Source organism: Rahnella sp. JUb53 (assembly GCF_004346065.1).
GTDB lineage: Bacteria > Pseudomonadota > Gammaproteobacteria > Enterobacterales > Enterobacteriaceae > Rahnella > Rahnella variigena.
Genome location: NZ_SLYT01000003.1, coordinates 580359 through 600178 on the forward strand (window position 1 = coordinate 580359; position 19820 = coordinate 600178).

Below are 19820 nucleotides of genomic sequence, written 5' to 3' on the forward strand. Positions count from 1 at the left end.
TCCTTAATCCGGGTAGCCCTGCGGGTTTTTCGACTGCCACAGCCAGGTGTCGTTGGCCATGTCTTCCAGCGTGCGGGTGACTTTCCAGTGCAGCTCTTTCTCGGCTTTCGTCGGATCCGCCCAGTACGCCGGTAAGTCGCCATCGCGACGTGGTGCAAATTTGTAATTCACCGGCTTGCCGCAGGCTTTGCTGAAGGCATTAACCACGTCCAGCACGCTGTGACCAAAGCCCGCGCCCAGGTTGTAAATATGTACGCCCGCTTTGTTGTGCAGGGTTTTCATCGCCGCGATATGGCCGTCAGCCAGATCCACCACGTGAATATAGTCACGCACGCCGGTACCGTCCGGGGTCGGATAGTCGTTGCCGAAAATGGCCACCGATTCGCGACGACCTACTGCGACCTGCGCGATAAATGGCATCAGGTTATTCGGTACGCCTTGCGGATCTTCGCCCATCAGGCCAGACGGATGCGCGCCGACCGGATTGAAATAACGCAGCAGCGTCATGCTCCATTCCGGTTCCGCACGTTGCACGTCTTCCAGAATTTGCTCGACCATCAGTTTGCTGCGGCCATACGGGCTGGAGGGATTGCCGGTCGGGAAGTCTTCGACATAAGGCGTTTTTGGCTGGTCGCCGTACACGGTTGCCGAAGAGCTGAAAATCATGTTATTGACGCCCGCAGCGCGCATCGCTTCGAGCAACACCAGCGTTCCGGTGACGTTGTTGTCGTAATACGCCAGCGGTTTTGCCACGGATTCGCCCACGGCTTTCCAGCCCGCGAAATGAATGACGGAATGAATATGATGTTCACTGAAAATTTTATCGAGGAGTGCACGGTCGCGGATATCCCCTTCATAGAACAGCGGCGTTTTGCCAGTCAGCGTATTAATGCGTTCAAGCACGCTGACTTTACTGTTGTGAAGGTTATCCAGAATGATTGGCGTATAACCTGCGTCAATCAGTTGCACGCATGTGTGACTGCCAATGTAACCGCTACCACCTGTGACTAAGACGTACATAAGAGCTCCCCGATGATTATCTTGCTGCAACGATATCACGCTGCAAGGCTGAAAAAGGTGATCCATCCCCAATAAAATGGAATCGCTTACACAAACAGTTTAGCACCTTTCAGGATGAGCAAACAGGTACAGTGCGCCGTACAGAAAGCCCGCGACATCCGGCATTAAGTCAGAATTGATGGTAAGTGTAATCGCTTACACTGATTTGTTTGCGTTATATGAATCAGCTTTTATTGTGATTTTTCGGACAACATCCGGGGAATGGTGCTCATTTTATCCAGCAGCCAGTGGGGCACTGGCGCTGGCGGGCGTAGTGACCGCGCTGATGGCCCCCGGAAAAGGGAAGAAAGTTACAATGCGTCAATCTGATAACGATAAATATCGCCGTCAGGGATAAAACTCAGGCGATGCGTAATGCATTGCGGGGCGTCTTCGGCGTGATGCGAAACAAATAGCAGCTGTGTTTCCCCTTCGCCAATCAAAATATCGACAAACCGGCGCACCAGCTGACGGTTGATCGGATCCAGACCCTGCAACGGTTCATCAAGAATTAACAGGGCAGGATGTTTAACCAGTGCGCGGGCGATCAGCGCCAGCCGCTGTTGTCCCCAGGATAAACTGTGGAATGGCGTCTCACCGGCATTGCCCCCCATACCTAGCAGTTCCAGCCATTGCGACGTCAGGAGCCGCTGGCGGTCAGAGACTGCCTGATAAATACCGATAGAGTCGAAGAAGCCGGAAGTAATCACATTGCGCACGCTGGTGCTGACGCGGTAATCCAGATGCAGGCTGCTGCTGACGTAACCGATGTGGCGCTTGATGTCCCAGATGGTTTCACCGCTGCCACGCCGACGGCCAAACAGCGTCAGATCGTTACTGTAGCCTTGCGCGTGGTCGCCGGTAATCAGACTCAGCAGCGTGGATTTTCCGGCGCCGTTCTGGCCGGTGATCTGCCAGTGCTGACCGTGATCGACCTGCCAGCTGAGGTTATGCAAAATCGGTTTGTCGTTGTACTGCACCACGCCGTCACGCAGCACGATCAGCGGACTGTCAGCAGGCGGGCTGATGCGGGCGGTTGGATCTTCAGCTTCCGGCACGGCCATGCCATTCAGGCTTTCGCTGTGGGCCAGTTGCGCGACCAGCGCGTCGGCCATCACCTGTTCACGCAGGCCCACCGACGCCAGCGTACAGTCAGCCAGCACGCCGACATTTTTCACAAACGCAGGAATATCGTCGAAGCGGTTAAGTACCAGCACCATTGTCTGGCCTTCGGCGGAAAGTTTCTCAAGCAGTTCTGCCAGCTGGGCGCGGGCATTAACGTCAAGGCCGTCAAAGGGCTCATCCAGCACCAGCAAATCGGGTTGTTGCATCAGCACCTGACACAGCAACGTTTTGCGGGTTTCACCGGTCGATAAATATTTAAAGCGACGGTCGAGCAATTTCTCAATACCAAACTGCGCGGCAAGCGCGGCGCAACGGGCCGGATCGCGCACGTCATCCTGAATGATTTCAGCGGTTGTGCGACCTGTATCGTCTTCACCTTCACTGAGTAAATCGGTGTTGTTACGCTGCCACTCATCCGCGACCAGTTTCTGTAACTGTTCAAAAGAGAGTCGGACGATGTGTGCAAAACTGTTTTCGCGGGTGCCTTTCAGCAGGGTTAAATCGCCCGCCAGCGCACGGGCGAGAGCGGATTTACCGCTGCCGTTCGAGCCGACAAATGCCCAGCTGTCGGCCTGGCGGATAGTCAGATCGGAAAGTGTGAGGGTTCGGGTGTCACTGAGGCGGAAAACGCCTTGCGAAATATGCAACGACGACATTTTTTATCTCTCATTTTGAAATGATTATAAAATAAGGGATAAGCGCTGCACCTTCGCAAGTCAATTGACAATTCTGCAAAATGAAAACGCTGATTTTGCAAGATACTGATTAAATACCCGTTTTTAGCAAAGGGTGGCGATGATGACTTTGTCATCGTCAAACTGAGCAAATACCGTCTGACCGGTTTTCAGCGCCAGTTTATCCATCTCAGTATTTGGCACCGTGGCGCACAATGTCTCGCTGCTGGGTAATTTCACCAGCACTTCGCTGTTTTTCTCGCCGCGCTGAATACTGATAACTTCGCCCCGCAGCGCGTTGTGGCTGTTTTCAGCGTTAAATCCGAGGGTTATCCACGGGGCTTTAATCAGCACCAGCACTTCTTTACCCGGTGTCAGCGCCAGACGGTCGGCACTTTGCTCGGTAATGGCGGCGCGAATTTGCGTTTTTCCGTCCGCCAGCAGGATATCAATATGCTGCTGGACGGTCTGATGGGTGCGCTCCACGACGGTGCCGAAGAACTGATTACGTGCGCTGGTTTGCAGTGAAAAACGGGAAATTGCGGCCAGCAGGCTGTCCAGCGGCAGGGAATCTTCTTTAAGCACGTCAAAGGCTTTTTGCTGGATTTGCGCCAGCAGCTCATAAAGTTGGATCAGGCGCTCGCCGTAAGGCGTCAGTACGGCGCCACCACCGCCTTTGCCGCCGGTACTGCGGTCAACCAGCGACTCATCCGCAAGCTGATTCATCTCGTTGATGGCATCCCAGGCGCTTTTATAACTGATCCCCGCGAGCTTCGCGCCCTGGCTGATTGAACCGGTGTGACGCACCTGTCGCAGTAATTCGATACGACGTGGATCGGCGAACAAGCGTTGCTGGAGCTTGAGAGTTAAGAGAATTTCGGCTTGCATTGCAGCTTCCTTAAATGAATCATGCTTTATTGTCGCCGCTAAACCCGCAGGCAGGCAAGTTGGCTAAATGCTAAAGTATTTACAGTCCCGTGCTGTTATTATCTGCCACAGTTTGATTTACGTTTTTGACTTCATGCAAGAAGTCCTACACCGTCTGCGGGCGGTTCAGCCAGCTAAGTGAGGCTATCATGTTAGAACTATTAGAAAGTTTGATTTTCGCTGCCATCATGGTGCCAGTCTTCATCGCTGTGATCCTGGGCCTGATCTGGGGACTGGGCGAAGTATTTAACCTCATCTCCCACGTGGGTCACTCTAAAGAGTCCCGCGAGAAACCTCATTACTGAAAGATGAGTGTTTTCTGAGAACGCATTTTCCAGAAGCCCGGCCATTGTGCCGGGCTTTCTATTTTTGGGAACAGACTCATTTTGAAAACAGGCTCATTTTGGAAACAGACTCGATTTTCCGCCTGAGATCAAAAAACTACCGCTTCTTCAGCAGAGTGCGGAAAAACCGGATGACATCGTGTTTTTTCTCGTTATATTCATCTCTACATAACGTATCCATATCTATAACAGCAGAGGAAATCCGATGAAACACACCTGGGGCAGATTACTTACCGCGACCGTGCTGGTGGCAGGCGTCAGCATGCACGCGCAGGCCGCCGAAAAAATCACTGTTTTCGCCGCGGCGTCCCTGACCAACGCATTACAAGATATCGCCACCCAATATCAGAAAGAAAAAGGTGTGCAGGTGGTCTCTTCTTTCGCGTCGTCTTCTACGCTGGCTCGTCAGATTGAGCAGGGCGCGCCTGCGGATATGTTCATTTCTGCCGATCAGCAGTGGATGGATTACGCGATCGGCAAACAACAAATGGTCGATAACACCCGTTACACCTTGCTGGGCAATGAACTGGTGCTGATTTCTGCGGCCAACAGCAAAATTGATAAAGTCGACATCTCTGATAAAACCGAGTGGACCAAACTGATTGGCGACAGCCGTCTGGCGGTCGGGGATCCGGACCACGTTCCGGCCGGTATCTATGCCAAAGAAGCGCTGCAAAAACTGGGTGCCTGGACCACGCTGGAGCCTAAACTGGCGCGTGCCAGCGACGTTCGTGCCGCAATGGCGCTGGTTGAGCGTGAAGAAGCGCCGGTCGGGATTGTTTACGGTTCTGACGCCGTCGCCAGCAAAAAAGTGAAAGTAGTGGGCATCTTCCCGGCATCCAGCCATAAACCGGTTGAATACCCGATGGCGATTGTGAAAGACCATGACAACGCCACCGTGAAAGGTTTCTATGATTATCTGAAAACGCCTGCTGCGGCTGAAATCTTCAAAAAATACGGTTTCACCCCGCGCGGTTAACGTCATCTGCCCGTGAACAAAATACGTAAGCCATCGCCTCGGGGATGGCTTTTTTGTCTCAACGCCACTGCATCAAGGTTTATACTTTGCGGACACAGGCTTCCGCGATTAAAGGCTTTTAAATTTTTGCCGATATTTTATCTTTAGCGGCACATTTACTTCAGGATTAACAAACCGACATGATGTTGAGTGAATATGAGTGGCAGGCGGTACTTCTCAGTCTGAAAGTATCGAGTCTGGCCGTAGTTTGCAGTCTGCCGCTTGGAATTCTGATGGCGTGGATCCTGGTCCGCTGCCGCTTTCCCGGCAAATCCCTGCTCGACAGCATTATTCATCTGCCGCTGGTGTTACCGCCGGTGGTCATCGGCTATTTGTTGCTGGTGGTAATGGGGCGTCGCGGTTTTATCGGCGAGCGTTTATATGAATGGTTTGGTTTCAGCTTCAGCTTCAGCTGGCACGGTGCTGTGCTGGCATCTGCCGTGGTGGCATTCCCGCTGATGGTTCGAGCGATACGTCAGTCACTCGAAGCCGTTGACCCTAAACTGGAACTCGCCGCCCGCACGCTCGGGGCTTCACCGTGGCGGGTCTTTTTCACGATTACATTGCCGCTTTCTGTGCCCGGCGTCATCGTCGGCGTGGTGCTGGCCTTCGCCCGTTCACTGGGTGAATTTGGCGCAACCATTACCTTCGTGTCGAACATTCCCGGCGAGACCCGCACCATTCCGCTGGCGATGTATACCCTCATTGAAACACCGGGGGCAGAAAGTGCCGCCGCGCGCCTTTGCGTGCTGGCCATTCTGTTGTCTCTGGCAGCGTTACTGATTTCTGACTGGCTGGCAAAACGCAGCCGTATCCGGCTGGGAGGCTGAAATGCTCGAACTCGATTTCAGTCAAAAGCTGGGCGATTTAGATTTACAGGTTACGCAAACTTTACCCGCGCAAGGTATCACGGCCATTTTTGGCCTGTCGGGCGCAGGAAAAACGTCGCTGATCAACGCCATCGGCGGACTGACGAAACCTGATGAAGGTCGCATCACCTTAAACGGCCGTATCTTGTCAGATGCGCAAAACAACATTTTCCTGCCGCCGGAAAAACGTCGCGTGGGCTATGTTTTCCAAGATGCGCGACTGTTTCCCCATTATCGCGTGAAAGGCAATCTGCAATACGGCATGGCCGCGTCGATGCGCGGTCAGTTTGACAGCATCGTCCGTTTGCTGGGTATTGAATCCCTGCTGGATCGTTTTCCTCTCACCTTATCCGGGGGCGAAAAGCAGCGTGTGGCGATTGGCCGTGCCTTACTGACTGCGCCGGAAATTCTGCTGATGGACGAACCGCTGGCGGCACTGGATATCCCGCGCAAACGGGAACTGATGCCATATCTGGAGCGTCTGGCGCAGGAAGTCAGCATCCCGATTTTATACGTAACGCACAGCCTGGATGAGATTTTGCGGCTGGCGGAAAAGGTGCTGGTTCTGGATGCTGGCAACGTGCTGGCGATGGGCGCGCTGGAAGACGTCTGGGCGAGCAATGTCATGCGTCCCTGGCTGCCAAAAGCAGAGCAGAGCAGCGTGCTGAATGTCAGTGTGCTGGAACATCATCCGCGTTATGAGATGACGGCGCTGGCGGTGGGGGATCAGCGGTTGTGGATAAGCAAAGTAGAGGAAGAACCCGGCACACCGCTGCGTATTCGTGTGAACTCCACGGACGTTTCACTGGTGTTGCAACCGACGGCCAACAACAGCAGTATCCGTAATATTCTGCCCGCCAAGGTGCTGGAATGTCTGGATATCGGCAATCAGGTCGAAGTGAAACTGGCGATGGCCGACCATATTATCTGGGCCCGCATTACGCCATGGGCACGAGACGAACTGATGATCCGCGCCGGACAGTGGCTGTATGCGCAGATCAAAAGCGTGTCGGTGAACAGATGACGCCTTGCAAAAATGATCAGTTGAGTCCACCCTTCATCTCAATTTAGCGATTTTTTGAGGTGTAAGTTGAAAATTAAGCGTCCTCCCAAGAAAATTCCCGTGTCAGAAATCCGCATGGAAAGTTTCGTCATTAACTTTCCATTAGCAAAAGATTTATCAGCAAAGGGAGATTATCTGCATTGGGATCAGCTCCGGCACCGTTTACCATCAGGGACTGATGAGGAATGTGTCTGGTCATTGTTGAGTATGATCAGACGGGCTGATGGTCAGTTTTTATCATTGACGGGTTCTAATGATGCTCAACATGCTTTCATAAAAAATACCCCACTTATTCTCCAAACGTCCTCAATGGTTGACCGTCTGACCACCTCTGGCGGTGAGGCTGAATTGCTTGAACCTTTAGCGGCATATCAACATCTGCTTGATGAAATGCGTGCGGAGGAATCAATTTCCTCCAGTCAATTGGAAGGCGCCGCGACAACCAGCCGTGTTGCATTAGAAATGATCAAAGTGAAACGTGCTCCACGTGACGAGAGCGAAAAAATGATCATGGGGAATTTCCACATGATGGAATACGTAAACTCGCATTGCACTGAAGAAATGAGCATGGAATTTTTGAGAAAATTACATGTTATTGCTGTGGAGGGAATCGATGACGAAAAATATCTCCCGGGAAGATTTCGACAATCGAATGATGTCGTCGTTGCTGATACAGAAAATAACGTTATACATACCCCGCCGGATCATACTGAAATAAATCACAGGCTCATTCTGCTGCTTGCATGGGCGAATACGCCGCATGAGCGCCTTGAAGGCAAAAATTACTTACATCCGCTGGTAAAGGCATGCATTTTGCATTTCATGATAGGTTACCTTCATCCGTTTTATGACGGTAATGGTCGGACTGCAAGGGCGTTCTTTTACTGGTATATGCTGCGTTGCGGGTACAGTGCATTTCGGCATATATCCGTCAGCAAATTACTAAAAAAAGCGTCCACTGCTTACGCAAAATCTTATTGTTACTCTGAAACGGATGATATGGATCTCACTTATTTCGTTGAGTACCAGTGCGGTATTGTGAGCAGGGCATTAGGCGAATATGTTGATTATATTCATCATATGATCAAAGTAAGACAAGAACTTGACAGTTTTCTCTATGAATCAGGTCTTGCTGCGGGGCTGAACAGTCGTCAGATCAGTCTGCTGAATGTCGCTTTCGCCCGGCCTGGAAATATTTTCACGGTTGCTGAGGTTAGGGAGCGAATGGCTGTTTCAGATAATACGGCACGTAAAGACCTCTCAGCGCTGGAGAAATTAGGCCTGTTGAAATCCCATAAAGATGGAAAAGAAACGGTTTATGTTTCCCCTAAAACATTGCCACAGTTAAATAAATGGAATGCTCAAACTGCTCCACGCGGGAGCAGTTGGTAATACTCAGGGTCTTATACACTAAACGCTAATACTTAGTGGTTTTATACACTTCGTAAAGCGCCAGAACCTGTTCGGCAAACGAATCGTCAATGATATAGAAATAACATTCCGGCACGTTCAGTACGCGGGCGAAATGACACATGGTGTCGAAGTTCGGGCTGTACGTGCCGCTTTCATATTGAGAAACCCGCGAGCGTGCGGTGCTTTCATCAATACCCGCTAAAACACCTAATTTTTCCTGCGTAAGTTTTGCTTTTGCTCGTGCTGACTTCAGTCGGTGAGGGATCATAGCCAATAACCATAAAAACTGTATTGACGTTATGTTAAGCATCCCTTAACATCATTGTTGTTTAGAGTTACTGAACGTTGTAACCGGAAAGTGTAGTGCAGATTTCTGAAGGTTGTATCAATCACGAAAGGAAGAACGATGAAAATGGAAAATGACTGGCATCCCGCAGATATTATTGCCGGATTACGCAAGAAAAGAACCACACTGGCCGCCGTATCACGCAAGGCAGGGCTGGGGTCTTCAACGCTGGCAAACGCGCTGGCACGTCCCTGGGCAAAAGGTGAAATGCTGATTGCGCAGGCGCTCGGTGTTCCGCCGTCAAGCATCTGGCCAAGCCGTTACTTCGATGAGAACAACTGTCGGATCCTCCGTTCTGTCAGGCCGGCGAAGGTGAAAGCGGTGAACGCTGTGAAAGTACAGAAAGCAGAGCAAGAAGAATAACCCATGTCCGGGTCAGAAGAATAACGCCTTCCCTGTAAGACATGGGAAGGCGTACAACACTTATCAGTTCAGCACTTTACTGCGGATAACGTCTGCAATTCCTGGCGTTTCGTGGTCACCGATGACCAGCGCAACGCGCTCTTTGATAGCATCCGCCGCATTGCCCATCGCCACACCCAGACCGACATTTTCCAGCATGCTCAGGTCGTTGTAGTTATCACCAAATGCGACCACATCCTGCATGCTCATGCCCTGAGATTCGACCCATTCCTGCAAACGACGGCCTTTGCTGTTGCCGCCTTTGGCGACGTCCACCTGATCGTGCCACGACCATTCGCACGCCAGACCCAGCTCGTTTTCTACCTGCGCTGCAAAAGTATGCAATGCATCGAGATCCTGATGGGAAGTTGCGAATTTCCAGATGGACTGCGCTTCATCAGCCGCCTCGCGTAAGCTGTTAACCTGAATGATGTTCGGGCGCTGATTTTCCGGCAGAGTTTGTCCCCAGGCGATAGAACGGCTCACATGGCCGCTGGGTTGCTGATACAGCATGGCGTCATCGACATACAACAAACCGTGAATACCGTGATACTCCAGCAGGTCGATCACTTTTTTGGCTTTCACACGGTCGAGTGGATCAGACGTTAAGACCTTACGTGCCTGATAATCGTACAAATACGTACCGTTACAGCAGATAGCAGGTGTATCGAGCTGCAATGCCTGATAAAACGGATGTATCGCCACATGATGACGTCCGGTAACCACGACCACTTTGACACCCTGTGCGCGGGCATCCGCCAGAGCGGCAAGGGATTCAGGAAGGATACGTTTTTGGCGGTCCAGCAGTGTACCGTCGAGATCGAGCGCGATAATGCGATAAGTCATGAGCAGTCCGTCGTAAGTGAGGGAGGATCGGGGAAATTATCGCCATATTACCTTTTTTAGCCTGCTAATTAAACCGCGCTTCCGGCACTAAAGGTGCCGCCAGAGCGTTGGGGAATCGTGTTAACCTGAGCTACGCTTAATACCCGGCATATTTCAAGTTGCAGATGCGTTGGCTGCGCCCGCTCACCCGAATCACTTACTTTAGTAAGCTCATCGGGATTAATGAGCCTCGTCCCTGAGGCTCACCCTGCGGGCCAGCGCAAGCGCTGTTCAAATCGGTTCCTGACCGATTTGTCTCTCGTTTGCCGCCTTCCTGCAACTCGAACTATTTTGGGTATTACAACTATTTGATTCTTAATAAGGAGATGTGATGAAGCAAGTTGTCTACGTTGCCAGCCCTGAGAGCCAGCAAATCCACGCTTTTCGTCTGGCAGACAATGGTGAGCTGAGCCTGCTGCAAACGGTTGAAGTTCCGGGACAGGTTCAGCCGATGGTTATCCATCCTGATGGTCATCGCTTGTACGTCGGCGTTCGCCCTGAATTTGGCGTGCTGACTTACCACATTGATGGTGAAGGCAAACTGGAAGAGGGTGCTATGGCGCCATTACCGGGCAGTCCGACGCATCTGGGCATCGATCTGCAAGGGCGTTTTGTGTTCTCGGCTTCTTACAGCTTCAACAATGTCAGCATTCATCCTTTGAATGAAAAAGGTCACGCGCTGGCACCGGTTCAGGTTCTGGAAAATATTCAGGCGCCGCATTCCGCCAACATCGACCCGACCAACCATCTGCTGATGATCCCTGCGCTTAAAGAAGACCGCATCCGTCAGTTTGATTTCAGCGTGAAAGGTGAGGCAACGCCGCATGCTTCCGCTGAGCTGAAAACAGTGGAAGGTGCCGGTCCGCGCCATATGGCATTCCATCCGAATCATCATTTTGCCTACTGTGTAAATGAGCTGAACAGCAGTGTGGATGTATACCAGAAAGATGTCGCCAGCGGCGAATATCGTCAGGTGCAGACGCTGGGCATTATGCCTGCTGATTTCACCGGCACCTGCTGGGCAGCCGATTTGCACATTACGCCTGATGGTAAATATCTCTACGCTTCCGACCGTACCGCGAGCCTGATTTCCATCATGACCGTCTCCGCGGATGGCAGCGAACTGGAGCTGGTCGGGCATCACGCCACTCAGACACAGCCGCGCGGTTTCAATATCGATCATTCTGGTCAGTACGTGATCACTGCTGGTCAGAAATCTGATGCGATTGAAGTGGCGAAAATTGATCCGAAAAACGGTCAGCTGACGACGCTCAAAACCTACCCGGTGGGCAAAGGCGCGATGTGGGTAAGCATTCTGGAAATTAATTAATCACATTGAGTGACTGGTCAGTTTTGCTTATGTTTACTTTTCAGCTGATCAATAATCCCGTCGTGATATTATGATCAAGCCTCTGTAATAAGGGGCTTTTTTATTGCCTGATGCTTCTCACCAATAGTTAAGAATAATTTCCACTTTCCACTAAATGTTATTCCGCACTGGTCGATAACTCTCCCGTATTTCACTCATTCTTCGGTGGCATCTGCCGCTTCAGAGTCAGTCCTTTTGGAAATCAGGGAGAAGAAAATGAATGTACTTTCAGGGATCGCTGGCCGGTTTCGCCACGCCACCATCGCTCACAAGCTCGGTGCAGGCTTTGCGCTGGTGTTGCTACTGGGATCCTCAATCGCCTTATCCGGTATTTACCATCTCACCAGCATCAATCAACGCGCCGAAAAATCCACGCTGCTTAAAAGCATGAACGACCTGCTAAACGAGGCCAAATTTTCACGTCTTTCCTACATGGCCAGCAAAGACATGAAATTTGTTGAAGAAAACCGTCTGGCGCTGGATAAACTCGACACCGTCCGCGCCGATGTTGCGGCGCATTCCTGGGCCAGCGGCGACCAGTTACTGGTCGATACCATGCCGGATAACATCCGCCGTTATCGGGAAAGCTGGCAGCAGACGCTTAATCCTCCCGCAGGCAGTGATCCGCAGCAGATAGGCGCACAACTTGCCGCCGCCGGACTGGCGCTGACTTCGGCATCGAACACCTTGCTGAATCATGAAATGACCAACCTTCACCATGAAGTAAGCCGTACCATTTCGGAGATGCTGGCGATTATTGTGGCGACCATTATTGCCGGGGCGCTGATTTCGTGGCGCATGACCCGTCAGCTGACACTGCCGCTGCGCCGCACGCTGCAAACCGCTGAGCGTATCGCCGCCGGGGATTTATCGACCTACGCCTCGAGCCATAGCTTTGACGAAGTCGGACAGTTGAGCCGCGCTATCGAAACCATGAACCAGAACCTGCACGGCATTATCGGCGATATCCGTGAAGGCGTAATGCAGGTGACACGCGCCTCAGGTGAAATTGCAGCGGGCAATATTGACCTGTCCGCACGCACCGAAGAACAGGCTGCCGCGCTCGGGCAAACGGCGGCGAGCATGGAGCAACTGACGTCCACGGTGAAACAGAACGCCGACAATGCCACTCAGGCCAGCCAGCTGGCGTCTGATGCCGCAAACACTGCCGCTCGCGGTGGCAAGCTGGTGGCGGATGTCGTCGGTGTGATGAAAGAGATTACCGTCAGCTCAAAACAGATTTCGGAAATCACCACCGTCATCAACAGCATCGCTTTCCAGACCAATATTCTGGCACTGAATGCGGCCGTCGAAGCGGCGAGGGCAGGCGAGCAGGGGCGCGGATTCGCCGTCGTCGCCAGTGAAGTCCGCAGCCTTGCACAGCGCAGCGGTCAGGCAGCGAAAGAGATTGAAGGCCTGATCGGTAAATCAGTCGCCAACGTAACCAGCGGTTCGCAGCTGGTGGCTAAAGCCGGTGACACGATGGAAGAAATTGTCGGTTCAGTCCGCCACGTCACGCAGATCATTCATGAGATTGCCTCGGCCTCTGACGAGCAAAGCCGGGGCATCAGCCAGATTGCGCTGGCAGTGGCAGAAATGGATACCGTGACGCAGCAAAACTCTGCGCTGGTTCAGCAGTCAGCCAGTGCGGCGGCCTCGCTCGATGAACAGGCGGTGAATCTGGAACGCACCGTGTCGGTATTCCGCCTGGGAAACGAAGCGCTGTAACCGGGTAACAAATCCCTTCTTCAGAACGAAAAAAAACCGCCGGAGTTAATCCCGGCGGTTTTTTCATCATGTTAAATCACAACCTCAGACGACATTACTTCGCAGGCTGAGTCAGCACGTTGTTGTACTGCCACAGGCGGTTGAAGTTGGTATCGTTCAGATTACGCTGTTGTTTCTCATCTTTCGGCACGTTGCCTGCAAACGGCTGGCCGGAGAAGACGGAAGCGCCCCACGGGTTCATCTGGTCATAGCTGTTGTCGAAGCTGCTGTCGCGGATCACCAGCTGGCTGCTCGCGCCGTCAGCATCCCACGCACGACCCATTTTCGCTTTCGCTGCCTGTTCGAAACCACGGTCACCGGTCAGGTTGCTGTCGATCACCAGGAAGCCGTATGGCGCGGTTGCTGGCGTATTCGGTGCGAAGATGGACGCCTGTTTCACGCCACGGCTGCTAACAGTGTGGAATTCAACGTGATCGAACACCGCATTGGCGCGACCAAACACGTAATCCACATCACCGACGATCAGGCTGTTATGCACGTAAACGCGGCTGTAACGGCTGTTGTCAGTCTGATTGTGGATATTGGCGGTGTTGGCCATAAAGGTATTCTGGCGGCCAATCAGGCGCACGTTATCCAGAATGACGTTATCTCCGTCGGTGCGCAGTGCCACAGCGGAGTGATCACCGGCATCCACGGTATCAAGCAGGGAATTACCAATGGTCAGATTCTGCAATTGCAGGCTGCTGCTCTGTGACCACACCGTCGCGGTACAACCGGTGCCGATGGTTTCAGTGGTCAGCGTTGCGCAGTTCTGGAACATATAGAATGCGCGATCACCTGGCAGGAACTGACCGGCAGGGCTGACGGTTGAACGGTAAACGGCTGGCGCTGCTGACGCTTCCAGACCTTGTGCCAGGGTCACATCAGCGGAGCTGTTGCCGGCACCGAACAGGGTGATTGGTGGTGCGCCAGCGGGAATGTAAACCGCGCCGTTATAGGTGCCCGGCAGGATTTTAATGAAGATACGTTCGCCGTGGTTACGCACTGCCAGCGCGGCATTGACTGCCTGCTGAACGTTGGCGTAAGCCGCACCGTCGGTGCCTAACTGCGGGCCGACCACGAAGTCGGTTTTCGCGCCGTCAGTGCTTGCCAGTTTAGGGAACCAGCCCTGCTGCTGAACCTGCAAAGAAGGGCCGCCAAAGGCCAGATAATTTTTCGCTGTAAAGTTGGCCGCTTCGTCCGCAGATAATACGGGCAGTGACGCGGTGCCCGGAGCAACCTGGCTGGATAAGCCTTGATGGCTGCTGCTACATGCCGCCAGGATCAGGCTGGCAGACAACATAGCGCACGCGCGCGACAGGGTGGAAATTTTCACTGTGACTGACTCCTTGATGAAGAAGATTGTTCTTTTTTTTCAATGTTGCGGTCATCGCCGCAATAAAAAAACGGTGGCCAGTAAAACTGACCACCTTTTCTGCGTCTTTTATACCACAGGAATCAGCTGTATATCACTGTCAGTGATGCTTTGCCGAGAGTATGGAAATGCACATTGAAGCCGAGATAAGCGCCGCTGGCATTTTCATCCACTTCCAGCGTTTCTGTATCGATGGCGTATACGGTGAAATGATAGTGGTGGTGTTCGCCCTGCGGAGGTGCTGCGCCGCCATAACCGGCTTTGCCGAAGTCTGTGCGGGTCTGAACGGCACCGGCAGGTAAACCGCCTTTACCTGAGCCCGCGCCTTGCGGCAATTCGGTGACGTCAGCCGGAATATTCGCCACGCCCCAGTGCCACCAGCCTGAGCCGGTAGGAGCATCGGGGTCATAAACGGTTATCACAAAACTTTTGGTGCCTTCCGGAGCGCCGGACCAGGCCAGATGCGGCGACAGGTTGTCGCCGTTGTAGCCCATGCCGTTAAAAACCTGCGTTTCCGGCATTTTTTCGCCATCGCGCAAATCATTACTGGTCAGTGTAAATGCCATAAAATCCTCATCTTTTGGTGAACGGTTACCCGCAGATTACTTACTGATTTCAGCCCCGCCCAGCATTTTCAGCAAGGCCTGTGCGACCGCTTTGGAAGAGGCGGGATTCTGGCCGGTAATCAGCTTGCCGTCGGTGATGGCATAAGAACGCCAGTCTGCGGCTTTGCTGTAATCACCGCCATTTTTCTTAAGCTCATCCTCGACCAGGAAGGGCACGATATCGGTCAGGCCGACGGCGTCTTCTTCGCTGTTACTAAAACCGGTCACGCGTTTGTCTTTGACCAGCGGCGTGCCATCAATCAGGACATTGCGCAAAACACCCGGCGCATGACAGACGGCAGAAACCGGTTTGCCGGCCTTCCAGAACGCCTCGATCAGCGCAATAGAATCCGCATCTTCCGCCAGATCCCACAACGGCCCGTGACCGCCGGGATAGAAAACGGCATCAAAGTCATCAGCGCTGACGTCACTGAGTTTCACGGTATTTGCCAGCGCCTGTCTGGCGTTGTCATCCTTGTGAAAACGCGCCGTGGTTTCCGTCTGGGCATCCGGCTCAGAGCTTTTGGGATCCAGCGGCGGTTGCCCGCCTTTGGGGGAGGCCAGCGTCAGTTCAGCGCCTGCATCCAGAAACTCATAATACGGCGCGGTAAATTCTTCGAGCCAGAAACCTGTTTTCTTACCGGTTTCGCCGAGCTTATCGTGTGATGTCAATACAATCAGTAATTTCATGTTACCTCCTGTGGACGTCGTCAGCTGAAGTTGCCGTCAGCTGACGTTAAAGAGAGATCAGTCCTGACCGACACGAACGACCAGTTTGCCAAAGTTTTTACCTTCCAGCAGGCCAAAGAACGCCTGCGGCGCGTTCTCTAATCCTTCCACAACATCTTCGCGGAATTTGATTTTTCCTGCTTCAAACCATTCGCTCATCTGTTGTGCAAACTCAGGATAACGATGGCCGTAATCATCAAAAATAATGAAGCCCTGCACGCGCATGCGTTTCTTCAGGATAGTTCCGGTCAGCAGTGACAAGCGATCTTGCCCGTCTTTGAGCCCGGTCGCGTTGTATTGCGAAACCAGTCCGCACACCGGAATACGTGCTTTGGTGTTAAGCAGCGGCAGCACCGCGTCGAATACCGCGCCACCGACGTTTTCGAAATACACGTCGATACCGTCCGGACAGGCCGCTTTCAGGCGTTCATCCAGATCCGGCGCGCGGTGATCCAGACATTCATCAAAGCCGAAATGTTCGACCGCATAGCGGCATTTCTCTTCGCCACCGGCAATCCCCACCACGCGACAGCCTTTGATTTTACCAATCTGCCCGACCAGCGAGCCGACCGGACCGGTTGCCGCAGCGACCACCAGCGTTTCGCCCGGTTTAGGTTCGCCGATATCCAGCAGACCCATAAAGGCCGTGAAGCCGGGCATACCCAAAACACCCAGCGCCAGGGAAGGCTGTTTGAGTGCTGCGCCTTCCAGTTTCTTCACTGCTTTAGCATCAGCCACGGAATAATCCTGCCAGCCGGTGCTGCCGACCACTAAATCACCGGCTTTGAAATCCGGGCTATTGGATTCCACCACGCGGGAAACTGCGCCGCCGGTCATCACTTCACCGATTTGTACCGGCGCGGCGTACGAAGGCGCATCGCTCATCCTTCCGCGCATGTACGGATCGAGCGAAAGCCAGACGGTGCGCAGCAATAACTGGCCGTCTTTGGCTTGCGGTAACGGGGCTTTTTCCAGACGGAAATTATCATCGACAGGTTTACCGTGAGGACGTGAAGCCAGCACGATGCGGCGGTTTTCAGACTGTAACTGGGGCATAGTCATTCCTTTTCGTTTTCTTATAAGAAAGTTAAAAGCTAACGTAATTGGGAATAAGTATAGGACGCTAAACAGTTTTCGAACCAAGCGCTTTATGCCATGTTTAAAAAATTCAGACGGTTTTACCCTGAAATGTGACCATCATCTTTTCCTATGACATCCGCCGGAAAATTCCTTTAAATCTGCAGGTTGCGCAGGTATGGTCGTTAAGATTTTTGACCTGTTGCTCCACTTTATCTGCAAGATTAATAAGCATAAAAAAGGGATCCGAATGCGTAAAACGCCTCTGGCACTGAGTGCCATCTTCCTGCTGCTCAGCCTGAATCAGTCTGCTGTCGCTAAAGACGCCACGCCTGCACCGCTTTATCCGGGTGTGAATGTCGCGCAACTCGCGCAGCAAGCTCCAGTTCACTGGGTGTCAGTTGCTCAGATTGAAAACAGCCTCAACGGCCGCCCGCCGATGGCGGTGGGTTTTGATATTGATGACACCGTGCTGTTCTCCTCGCCGGGTTTTTACCGCGGTCAGGTCGAGTTTTCACCGGGTAAACAGGATTACCTGAAGAATCCGCAATTCTGGGAAAAAATGAATAACGGTTGGGATGAATTCAGCATGCCAAAAGAGGTGGCAAAGAGCCTGATTGCCATGCACCTCAAGCGTGGCGACAGCATTTACTTTGTAACGGGACGCAGTGAAACCAAAACGGAAACTGTGACCAAAACCTTGCAGAACGATTTCCTGATCCCGCAGGACAAAGTGAATCCGGTGATTTTTGCCGGTGACAAAGCCGGGCAGAACACCAAAGTTCAGTGGCTGAAAGACAAACAGATTAAAATATTCTACGGCGATTCTGACAACGATATCACTGCCGCCCAGGCCGTGAGCGCGAGGGGCATTCGCGTACTGCGCGCCTCTAACTCAAGCTACAAACCATTGCCGCAGGCCGGTGTGTTTGGCGAAGAAGTGATTGTGAACTCGGAGTATTGAGCAACCCCGTCCTTCGCAGTAAAGAAACAGGGCACCGTTCTGCTCCCACCCCTGCGAAGGGGTGGGCTGGGGTGGGGTATAAATGGCCTTTCAGAACTGACCCTCTTTTTTGCACCATCTCTAACTCCTTGATTTTACTGAATCACGCGAGCTACACAAAAAAGAGGGTATTTCATCCCATAAAGGGATAATCTTTTGCAGTTCAAAGCGTAAACCTGAAAAACCAACTGTTCACTGCCGTACAGGCAGCTTAGAAAATGAATGCCTGACTTGCGGGATTTGTAACAGCGTTCACTGCCGTACAGGCAGCTTAGAAATGGAACGTAGCGAGATGTCGAATTTGAATTGAGTTCACTGCCGTACAGGCAGCTTAGAAAAGCGCAGCCGGATTCACTGTAATAATGATGCCGTTCACTGCCGTACAGGCAGCTTAGAAAGTTAGCGACAGTTTGCAGCAGGCCATGCCCGTGTTCACTGCCGTACAGGCAGCTTAGAAACTTGATGAGTTTCTTATTTCACAGAACCTTGCAGTTCACTGCCGTACAGGCAGCTTAGAAATGACCACCTTGGTCACCATGCCGCTATTGTGGGTTCACTGCCGTACAGGCAGCTTAGAAATCGAAGACATGTCTCTGCGCAAACAGCTTTGCTTTCACTGCTGTACAGGAAGCCGCTTGCAACTTACTGCAAACCATAAAAACTCCTTGGAAGCAGTATCTCATCTGCGCGATTTGCCCATTTTTAATGTGTGGATATCCAGTTATTGTCTGCTCGCTGCGGCAAAATCCGCAGCCGGGTGTAGGAGCCTGGTTTCTGCCGTAGCACTGCATTGTGTGCTATCGCTTTGTATCACCTTTATAAAACGTTTTTTAACGTATATTGTTCAGGTGACTCAGGCGGGGCAGCCTTCGGGCTGGTCGGAAGGTAGACCGATCTCCTACTCCCGCCTGAGTTACCGCCTGTTGCGTAGGAGCTAGGCGGTAGCAGATATGCAATCTGCCATAGGTCCAGTCAATGAAGACAATAGATACCAACGAAACATCCCCCGATTCATGGACACTCACCGATCGCTGTCGTTTGCTGGCGAATGCGCTGGTGAACCCGCAAAACAGAGGTTCGCAGGACAGGCTTTGCATCATGTTGCAAAACGAGCTCGAATACCTTGAAGCGACGTTATCGCAACCCATTCCCGAGCATCGCAAGAATTTGGGGATCCCGATGGACGACGGCTTATTTGATTACGCCGATCTCGAACCCGATGAACTTTGCGATCAGTGCATGGCGCTGAATTTCACCCTGATGACGCTGCATGACAGAAAGATAAAAGAGATCATCACGTATATCTTGTGGGAACGGTTCGAGATGCTGCGCTGCTCACTGTATGCCTCCGGTGAGGTGATCGCATGAACAAAGACTGGCATCAGGCTGATATCATTGCGGCAATCAAAAAGAAGGGCACCACAATGGCGGCTGTCTCACGCCGCGCAGGTTTAAGCTCTTCGACGCTCTCAAACGCCTTGACCCGTAAATGGCCGAAAGGGGAAAGACTGATCGCTGATGCGATTGGCGTAAAAGCCGAAACCATCTGGCCGAGCCGATACACCGAGATTAATTAAAACTGAGAACGGCTCCCTCCCCTGCGAAGGGGAGGGATGGGGTGGGGTATTAAAGAAAAATCAATGAGTTGAAGTTTTCTTTGATAAGGTTTTAGCCCTGTTCTGGTCTAATAATCGGTGACACCGACTTAAGAGGATATAATCCTTGAAACGGAGGTGCCTATGGCCAGAACTACACGCAAAAATTACAGCA

The 19820-nt window shown here is 52.3% G+C and carries 20 protein-coding genes and 1 CRISPR repeat array; of the genes, 11 read left to right on the forward strand and 9 right to left on the reverse strand.

The window, feature by feature from the left end:
* Nucleotides 1-3: 3 nt before the first annotated feature.
* From galE to modE, 3 genes are all read right to left on the reverse strand, one after another.
* A complete protein-coding gene (galE, locus tag EC840_RS10470; protein ID WP_132965187.1) occupies nt 4-1020 on the reverse strand; it encodes a UDP-glucose 4-epimerase GalE in 1017 nt (338 codons plus the stop codon).
* Between the two features lie 350 nt (nt 1021-1370).
* A complete protein-coding gene (gene modF / locus EC840_RS10480; RefSeq protein ID WP_132965191.1) occupies nt 1371-2840 on the reverse strand; it encodes a molybdate ABC transporter ATP-binding protein ModF in 1470 nt (489 codons plus the stop codon).
* 123 nt (nt 2841-2963) lie between these two features.
* The gene (gene modE / locus EC840_RS10485; protein WP_113877916.1) at nt 2964-3746 is read right to left on the reverse strand and encodes a molybdenum-dependent transcriptional regulator; all 783 of its coding nucleotides are present in this window, start codon (nt 3744-3746) and stop codon (nt 2964-2966) included.
* A gap of 188 nt (nt 3747-3934) precedes the next feature.
* Between modE and EC840_RS10490 the strand changes: the two genes are divergently transcribed.
* The 5 genes from EC840_RS10490 to EC840_RS10510 all read left to right on the forward strand — a co-directional run bounded on the left by EC840_RS10490 (nt 3935) and on the right by EC840_RS10510 (nt 8471).
* Entirely contained in the window at nt 3935-4090 is a 156-nt protein-coding gene (locus tag EC840_RS10490) for an AcrZ family multidrug efflux pump-associated protein (RefSeq protein ID WP_015698087.1), read from the forward strand.
* A gap of 244 nt (nt 4091-4334) precedes the next feature.
* Nucleotides 4335-5108, forward strand: coding sequence for a molybdate ABC transporter substrate-binding protein (modA, locus tag EC840_RS10495; RefSeq protein ID WP_113877915.1), 774 nt, complete (start codon nt 4335-4337; stop codon nt 5106-5108).
* A gap of 179 nt (nt 5109-5287) precedes the next feature.
* Nucleotides 5288-5977: a molybdate ABC transporter permease subunit gene (modB, locus tag EC840_RS10500; protein ID WP_112291853.1), complete on the forward strand. Its 690-nt coding sequence runs from the start codon at nt 5288-5290 to the stop codon at nt 5975-5977.
* 1 nt (nt 5978) lies between these two features.
* Complete coding sequence (gene modC / locus EC840_RS10505; protein ID WP_132965193.1) at nt 5979-7040, forward strand: molybdenum ABC transporter ATP-binding protein ModC; 1062 nt, start codon at nt 5979-5981, stop codon at nt 7038-7040.
* Nucleotides 7041-7154: 114 nt separating this feature from the next.
* Nucleotides 7155-8471, forward strand: coding sequence for a Fic family protein (locus tag EC840_RS10510; protein ID WP_132965195.1), 1317 nt, complete (start codon nt 7155-7157; stop codon nt 8469-8471).
* Nucleotides 8472-8496: 25 nt separating this feature from the next.
* Here EC840_RS10510 and EC840_RS10515 read toward each other — a convergent pair whose 3' ends face one another.
* Nucleotides 8497-8760: a helix-turn-helix transcriptional regulator gene (locus tag EC840_RS10515; RefSeq protein WP_132965197.1), complete on the reverse strand. Its 264-nt coding sequence runs from the start codon at nt 8758-8760 to the stop codon at nt 8497-8499.
* 144 nt (nt 8761-8904) lie between these two features.
* Between EC840_RS10515 and EC840_RS10520 the strand changes: the two genes are divergently transcribed.
* Nucleotides 8905-9201 carry a helix-turn-helix transcriptional regulator gene (locus EC840_RS10520; RefSeq protein WP_132965224.1) on the forward strand — a complete coding sequence of 99 codons (297 nt, stop codon included), beginning with the start codon at nt 8905-8907 and terminating at the stop codon, nt 9199-9201.
* Between the two features lie 63 nt (nt 9202-9264).
* Here EC840_RS10520 and EC840_RS10525 read toward each other — a convergent pair whose 3' ends face one another.
* Nucleotides 9265-10086: a pyridoxal phosphatase gene (locus EC840_RS10525; protein ID WP_132965198.1), complete on the reverse strand. Its 822-nt coding sequence runs from the start codon at nt 10084-10086 to the stop codon at nt 9265-9267.
* A gap of 370 nt (nt 10087-10456) precedes the next feature.
* Here EC840_RS10525 and pgl point away from each other — a divergent pair, with 370 nt between their 5' ends.
* The gene (gene pgl / locus EC840_RS10530) at nt 10457-11455 is read left to right on the forward strand and encodes a 6-phosphogluconolactonase (protein WP_113877910.1); all 999 of its coding nucleotides are present in this window, start codon (nt 10457-10459) and stop codon (nt 11453-11455) included.
* Between the two features lie 255 nt (nt 11456-11710).
* Nucleotides 11711-13222, forward strand: a complete 1512-nt coding sequence (locus EC840_RS10535; RefSeq protein ID WP_132965200.1) for a methyl-accepting chemotaxis protein — start codon at nt 11711-11713, stop codon at nt 13220-13222.
* A 94-nt stretch (nt 13223-13316) separates the two neighbouring features.
* Here the strand turns inward: EC840_RS10535 and EC840_RS10540 are convergent, their stop codons facing one another.
* From EC840_RS10540 to EC840_RS10555, 4 genes are all read right to left on the reverse strand, one after another.
* Nucleotides 13317-14597 carry a putative acyl-CoA thioester hydrolase gene (locus EC840_RS10540; RefSeq protein WP_113877928.1) on the reverse strand — a complete coding sequence of 427 codons (1281 nt, stop codon included), beginning with the start codon at nt 14595-14597 and terminating at the stop codon, nt 13317-13319.
* A 122-nt stretch (nt 14598-14719) separates the two neighbouring features.
* The gene (locus EC840_RS10545) at nt 14720-15202 is read right to left on the reverse strand and encodes a kinase inhibitor (protein ID WP_095921239.1); all 483 of its coding nucleotides are present in this window, start codon (nt 15200-15202) and stop codon (nt 14720-14722) included.
* 36 nt (nt 15203-15238) lie between these two features.
* Entirely contained in the window at nt 15239-15931 is a 693-nt protein-coding gene (locus EC840_RS10550; RefSeq protein ID WP_129638400.1) for a type 1 glutamine amidotransferase domain-containing protein, read from the reverse strand.
* A 57-nt stretch (nt 15932-15988) separates the two neighbouring features.
* Nucleotides 15989-17026 (reverse strand): NADP-dependent oxidoreductase, encoded by a 1038-nt coding sequence (locus EC840_RS10555; protein WP_132965202.1) that lies wholly within the window; start codon nt 17024-17026, stop codon nt 15989-15991.
* 271 nt (nt 17027-17297) lie between these two features.
* Here EC840_RS10555 and aphA point away from each other — a divergent pair, with 271 nt between their 5' ends.
* The 3 genes from aphA (at nt 17298) to EC840_RS10570 (ending at nt 19627) form a co-directional block, all read left to right on the forward strand.
* Nucleotides 17298-18011 carry an acid phosphatase AphA gene (gene aphA / locus EC840_RS10560; protein WP_132965204.1) on the forward strand — a complete coding sequence of 238 codons (714 nt, stop codon included), beginning with the start codon at nt 17298-17300 and terminating at the stop codon, nt 18009-18011.
* 229 nt (nt 18012-18240) lie between these two features.
* Nucleotides 18241-18629: a CRISPR direct-repeat array (repeat unit 28 nt; unit sequence GTTCACTGCCGTACAGGCAGCTTAGAAA).
* Between the two features lie 396 nt (nt 18630-19025).
* Entirely contained in the window at nt 19026-19418 is a 393-nt protein-coding gene (locus EC840_RS25360; protein WP_132965206.1) for a hypothetical protein, read from the forward strand.
* A complete protein-coding gene (locus EC840_RS10570) occupies nt 19415-19627 on the forward strand; it encodes a helix-turn-helix transcriptional regulator (protein WP_129638403.1) in 213 nt (70 codons plus the stop codon). Before EC840_RS25360 ends, EC840_RS10570 begins: the two co-directional genes overlap by 4 nt.
* Nucleotides 19628-19820 lie beyond the last annotated feature (193 nt).